Raw genomic sequence first — 6,223 nt, 5'->3', positions numbered from 1 at the left:
CGTTACCGCTCGACTTGCATGTGTTAAGCCTGCCGCCAGCGTTCAATCTGAGCCATGATCAAACTCTTCAATTCAAGTTCAATCGCTCAATGAATCTCTGACCTAAATACAAATTTTTATGAATTTACTATCAGCACTCATTAAGACTTTAGTTTATTTTTTACGTCCCACTGAAACTCAGTAAGACTTCACCAATGTCTTGCACAAGTGCCCACACAGATTGTCTGATATATTGTTAAAGAGCAGTCACAACCGCTTCGCTTCCATTCAGAACGCTGCGTCGTTGTGAGGTGCGCATTATAGACATTCAGAAATTCTTTGCAACCCCTTTTTCTCACTTTTTTTCTGTTTTTTATCAAGCGATGGTTTTTTATCCGAAATACCGCTCTTCGGGTATAAAAAAGGCGATAACTTACTCAATTGCAGGTTATCGCCGATTTTTATTGTTTAATATTTAATCTTCGGATTTCTCTTCCGGCAAGCGCTTCACTGCCACAATCAATCCACCCCAGATAATCACTAACGCAATAGCCATCATAATAATTGCTGAAGTACTCATTTTTCTTCTCCTATTACTCTTTATCCGTCATTTGATTAACCGGTCCATCTTGCGTTGCTACACTCAAACCAGCGGACTCGCGTAATTTAATCACTTTATAATCCAATTGGCGATCCAAAATCGGTGGTGCCACTGGCGCACCATCAATATCATGTTGATATAATCCGGAACGTTTTGACCAATTCAAACGCGATAACAAGAATGAAATCACCACGATCCCGATTGCCATGCCCCAACCAAAGGTATTCACAAACCAAGTTGGATAGCCACCATAGCCTTCTGACAAACGTTTTACAATCTCGGTAATTAAAATATAGCCCAGCATAACCGGGGTTACACCACCCACAAAGAGTTGCCATTTACGTCCTAAGCGAAACGAAGAGGAAGCATTCAAATGATTACGCAAACTTGGCAACGCACTGATACCGGCAACCAAGAACACGACAGAAATCAACGCAACCGCCACAATACCAAAGTTATTAACATAGGAATCGACCACATCAAGTAGCGACAAACCGGTTGTCGTTGGAAATAACAACACTGAAACCAACATCATTGGCACACTAACAATCAGTGTTGCTTTCACGCGTCCCATCCCCAATTTATCTTGCACTGATGCAATAATAACCTCCAAAATTGAAATAAGCGAAGTCAAGCCGGCAAATACCAACGAGCCGAAGAATAAAATTCCAATTAATTCGCCAAATGGTGCTTGAGAGATAATGGTTGGAAAGGCAATAAATGCTAGCCCAATACCGGAGGCTGCCACTTCAGAAACCGGCTTACCTGCCGCTGCTGCCATAAAACCAAGTGCTGCAAACACCCCAATACCCGCCAATACTTCAAAGCTGCTGTTAGCAAAACCAACCACCAAGCCGGAACCCGTCAAGTCTTCTTTTTTCTTCAGATAAGACGAATAAGTCAACATAATGCCGAAACCGACTGACAATGAGAAGAAAATCTGCCCGTATGCAGCCACCCAAACCGAAGCATCACTTAATTTTGACCAATCCGGTGTAAACAGCGTATCCAACCCTTGCACTGCGCCCGGTAAAAATAGCGAACGCACCACCAAAATAAGGAACATCAACAATAATAATGGAATGAAAATTGATGACGATTTTGCGATACCTTTCTGTACCCCTAATGCCAAAATACCGATAGAGACCAACCAAACCGCCAATAAAGGCCAGGTTACCGATGCCACAAAGTCAAAACTAACACCCGGCTCACTCGACATCTTCAAGTAATCATTAAAGAAGAAGCTACTTGGATCCGCACCCCAACTATGATTAATGGAAAAGAAAGTATAAGACGTCGCCCAACCGATAATCACGGCATAATACAACCCGATGATCACGCAAATCATCACCTGCCACCAACCGATGGTTTCCATGCCGCCAAATAAACGACGAAATGCCAATGGCGGTGAACCACGATATTTATGCCCAATAGCATAATCTAAAAACAGCAATGGAATCCCGGCTGTCAACAGTGCGACAACATACGGTAAAATAAATGCGCCGCCGCCATTTTCATAAGCCACATAAGGGAAACGCCAAATATTTCCCAACCCAACCGCGGATCCAATTGCCGCAAAAATAAAAGCACGGCGTCCGGAAAATGTCTCACGTGAAGACGGCATACCTGCATTATGTTGAGACATACCTCAACCTCCTAAAGTTATTGTCATTATTTAAAGAATAAGAATAGATAATATCTAACGGTGAGAACTATATAGTAAATTTTCATTTAAAAAAAGTACCTTGATTTAAAAAATAACCACCAAACTGCTTTAATTGCCAGTTAATTATCTTGCAAACCGCACTTTTATACCTGATTATTTCCTGTGATAAAATGATGCATCAACATTTTCGCCATTTACAACTGCAATTATTCAAAATAAGATGCTAAAAACGTCCATTTAATCAGGAGAAAACACCATGTCCAAATTTAACGCATTACAAAAAAATCGCCGTTCAATTTATAGTATCGGTAAAAATGTTACATTATCGCAAGATCAGCTTACTGCTTTAATTAAAGATGCTGTACGCGAAGCGCCGTCCTCTTTCAACTCACAATCTTCCCGCGCAGTTATTTTGTTCGGTGCAGAACATGAAAGGCTATGGAACATTGTATTAGATACATTACGCAGTATGATCCCGGCAGAAGCTTTTGCCGCCACAGAGACCAAAGTAAACAACTGCTTTAAAGCCGGTTTCGGTACGGTATTATATTTTGAAGATCAAGAAGTCGTAACCGGCTTGCAACAGCAATTTGCTGCTTATGCCGATAATTTCCCGATTTGGTCAGAACAAGCCAGCGGCATCGCACAGTATGCAGTTTGGTTAGCCTTAGCAGAAGCCGGAGTAGGCGCAACCTTACAACATTACAACCCAATTATCGACGAAACTGTTGCCAAAACTTGGGGTATTCCGGCAAGCTGGAAACTACGCGCCCAAATGCCATTTGGCAGCATCGAAGCCGCCGCCGGTGAAAAAACGTATATGGATGATGAACAACGTTTTAAAGTTTTTGGGTAAATTTTAAAACTCATATCTGAAGCAAAAGGCTCAAAATTAAATCAAAATTTTGAGCCTTTATTTTATATTCAACTAGGGTAATGAATTGGTGATCCAGGACCAACAGGTAAACCAAAGATAAATACCCATAAGAAAAACAATGTTGACCACGCTGCTAAAAATGCTATCGAATATGGCAACATCATAGAAACCAAGGTCCCTACTCCAGCATCCTTACGATATTTGATTACTGTTGCCATAATTAAACCGAAATAACTCATCATCGGCGTAATAATATTGGTTACAGAATCACCAATACGATAAGCTGCTTGAATAATTTCCGGTGAATAACCTGCCAACATTAGCATTGGCACAAAAATCGGGGCTGTAACAGCCCATTGTGCAGAAGCAGAGCCAATCATTAAATTAATAAGAGCGCAAATTAAAATAAACCCAATGAACAGCAAACCACCATGCAATCCTATTTCATTTAAGAAATTAGCACCTTTTACCGCAATAACTTGACCAATATTAGTCCAATTGAAAAACGCGACAAATTGAGACGCAAAGAAAATAATCACCAAATATAAACCTAGTGTACTCATGGATTCCGCCATGGCATCAACCACATCTTTATTTGTGCGTATTGTTTTTGCTATCCAACCATAAACAATACCGGGAATAGCAAACAATATAAAAATAAAAACAACTATTGATTTTAAAAATGGCGAACCGCTAACTAATTTTGTTTGTGGATCCCGCAACATACCATTTTCCGGTATCACACTTAATGCCAATAAAACGCATAAAAACAGAAAAGTGGCTGTTGCATAATATAAGGCTTTCTTTTCTATCGAGGTTAATTGAGAGGATTGCTTTGCTGCGATTTCATCACTGCCTAAAGTTACATTATAAGGTCCTAATTGCGGCTCGACCACCTTTTCGGTGATCCAGTAACCGATAATTGAAATCACAAAAGTGCTGACAAACATAAAATACCAATTAGCCTCAACACCGACGGTATAGCTCGGATCAATAATTTGTGCTGCCTGTTGAGTTATCCCGGCTAATAGTGGATCAATGGTGCCAAGTAATAAATTGGCAGAATATCCACCCGATACTCCGGCAAAAGCTGCCGCTAAACCGGCTAACGGATGCCGCCCTAACGAGTGAAAAATAATAGCCGACAACGGAATTAATACCACATATCCTAATTCTGCCGCAGTATTCGACATAATTCCTGCAAAAACAATCGCTAAAGTTGTCAATTTTTTGGGTGCTTTCATCACAACTAGACGCATTCCAGCAGAAAGTAATCCGGCTTTTTCTGCAATTCCAACCCCAAGCAAGGCAACTAAAACCGTACCGAGTGGCGCAAAACTAGTGAAATTTTTTACTAAATTGGTCAAAATTTTAATGATGCCATCTTGATTTAATAAACTAACCACATAAATCATGCCATCCGCACTGCGTCCGGCAGCTCCCTCTGGACGCGGATCGGACACTGATACACCAAAATATTCACCCAGTGCAGAAGATATAAGTAGGATTACAATAAAATAGAAGAATAGAATGACGGGATGTGGTAAGGCATTTCCAAGCCATTCGACTGTGCGTAAAAACTTGCTGCCACCGCTGTTTATCTCTTTCATAATGATATGCTCCCTATGTTTTAAATTTATACTTTAAATTAAAGATAACAACTATCTAATACACTGGGATTGTACTATGAAAATATTTACATAACCGTCATTATGTAACATTAATATAACCAAAAATCTATCTGGATCACAAATTTAGGTTTTTTAATAGCGTTGAAACCTCCGGCATCACCCCAAACCACACTTCAAATGCGTGCGCCGCTTGTCCGATCAGCATGCCAATGCCATCGGTGGTTTGAGCTGTGCCGCACTGTTTCGCCCAAGCGATAAAGGGCGTGTCTGAACCTTTGGCATATTGCATATCATATGCCAGACCGCACTTTTGCATAATTTTAGATTTAATTTCAACCACTTTTCCTTGTAAGCCTAACGAGGTGGCATTGATAATCACATCAAACGGCTTCACGGGAATATGATCCAATTCGACTGCTCTAATGCTGCCGTAAGATTGAAATTTATCCGCCAGTTGTTGTGCTTTTGCTAAAGTGCGGTTTGCCAGCGTGATCTGTTGTTGGGCTTGCAATAGTGGCAGCAATACGCCTTTAGTTGCACCACCGGCACCAAGAATCAAAATCCGCTGTTGTGGTTGCAGCCAGCCTAAGCGCTGTAAATCCGTCACCAACCCGGCTCCGTCGGTATTGTCAGCATATAAACGTCCGTCAGGCAGTTTTTTCAGCGTATTACAAGCCTCCGCCATTAAACAACGTTCACTGTGCAAATCCGCCAAACGGAACGCTCGCTCTTTAAACGGCGCCGTAATATTACAACCCTGTCCACCGGAAGCAAAAAATTGCGCCAGTTGCTGTTCAAACCGCACTTCATCACCTAACATTCGCTGATAATCCAGCGTAATATTTTGCTGTTGGGCAAAATGCTGCTGAATCTCAGGCGATTTACTTTGTGCTATCGGGTTGCCCCACACGGCATATTTGTTCATTTATAGTCTTTTCCATTCTCGTTTTAACATACTGTAAATTTCACAATCAACGAAATGACCATTCGTTAATAAAATTCCATCACGTTGGACACCTTCTAAAATAAATCCCAACCGTTGTGGTATTTTTTGGCTGGCGACATTCGCCACGGCACAATTGATCTGTACTCGATTGATTGCTAATTCGCTGAATGCGTAATCCACCAGCGCTGCAACCGAACGCGTGATAATCCCGTTTTTTTGCAACGATTCGATCAGCCAATAACCAATTTCCAGTTTTAAATTATGACTGTCCACCATATTAAATCCAATCAAGCCGCCAAATTTACCTCGATAGTTTATTTTGAACACCTGTTCAGCTTTTTTATGTTGCAACGAATCAATAAATGCCAAAGAATCAGCCACTTCGCGAGTCAATGCCACAAATGGCAACCATCGCCCTAAATAAGTGCGGTTATGGTCGATAGCATCAAAAATTAACTCAGCATCGCTTTCCTGAATGACTTGCAGCTCAATCTCATGGCTGACAGTTAATTGTTGTCTCATA

5 protein-coding genes, 1 rRNA gene and 1 pseudogene are annotated in these 6,223 nt (G+C 41.1%); 1 reads left to right on the top strand and 6 read right to left on the bottom strand.

What is annotated here, in order from left to right; all coding sequences use genetic code 11:
- The 3 genes and pseudogenes from EDC16_RS03475 to EDC16_RS03465 form a co-directional block, all read right to left on the bottom strand.
- Positions 1–74 (bottom strand): 16S ribosomal RNA (locus EDC16_RS03475); the annotation flags it as partial.
- Between the two features lie 380 nt (positions 75–454).
- Complete coding sequence (locus EDC16_RS03470; RefSeq protein ID WP_132965430.1) at positions 455–559, bottom strand: methionine/alanine import family NSS transporter small subunit; 105 nt, start codon at positions 557–559, stop codon at positions 455–457.
- Positions 560–737: 178 nt separating this feature from the next.
- A pseudogene (locus EDC16_RS03465) lies at positions 738–2,225 on the bottom strand (sodium-dependent transporter); the annotation flags it as partial.
- 277 nt (positions 2,226–2,502) lie between these two features.
- Here EDC16_RS03465 and EDC16_RS03460 point away from each other — a divergent pair.
- Positions 2,503–3,102, top strand: a complete 600-nt coding sequence (locus EDC16_RS03460) for a nitroreductase family protein (protein WP_132965426.1) — start codon at positions 2,503–2,505, stop codon at positions 3,100–3,102.
- A 68-nt stretch (positions 3,103–3,170) separates the two neighbouring features.
- On the opposite strand, the gene EDC16_RS03455 is transcribed toward EDC16_RS03460, so the two are convergent.
- From EDC16_RS03455 to EDC16_RS03445, 3 genes are all read right to left on the bottom strand, one after another.
- Positions 3,171–4,733: an AbgT family transporter gene (locus EDC16_RS03455; RefSeq protein ID WP_132965424.1), complete on the bottom strand. Its 1,563-nt coding sequence runs from the start codon at positions 4,731–4,733 to the stop codon at positions 3,171–3,173.
- A 136-nt stretch (positions 4,734–4,869) separates the two neighbouring features.
- Entirely contained in the window at positions 4,870–5,679 is an 810-nt protein-coding gene (aroE, locus tag EDC16_RS03450; protein ID WP_132965413.1) for a shikimate dehydrogenase, read from the bottom strand.
- Entirely contained in the window at positions 5,680–6,222 is a 543-nt protein-coding gene (locus EDC16_RS03445) for a GNAT family N-acetyltransferase (protein ID WP_132965412.1), read from the bottom strand.
- Between the last annotated feature and the right edge of the window lies 1 nt (position 6,223).

Origin of the sequence: Testudinibacter aquarius, from assembly GCF_004342725.1 — a bacterium.
GTDB classification, from domain to species: Bacteria; Pseudomonadota; Gammaproteobacteria; order Enterobacterales; family Pasteurellaceae; genus Chelonobacter; species Chelonobacter aquarius.
The sequence above is the reverse complement of the archived record's forward strand: the minus strand, read 5'-3'. Positions and strand labels throughout refer to the sequence as shown.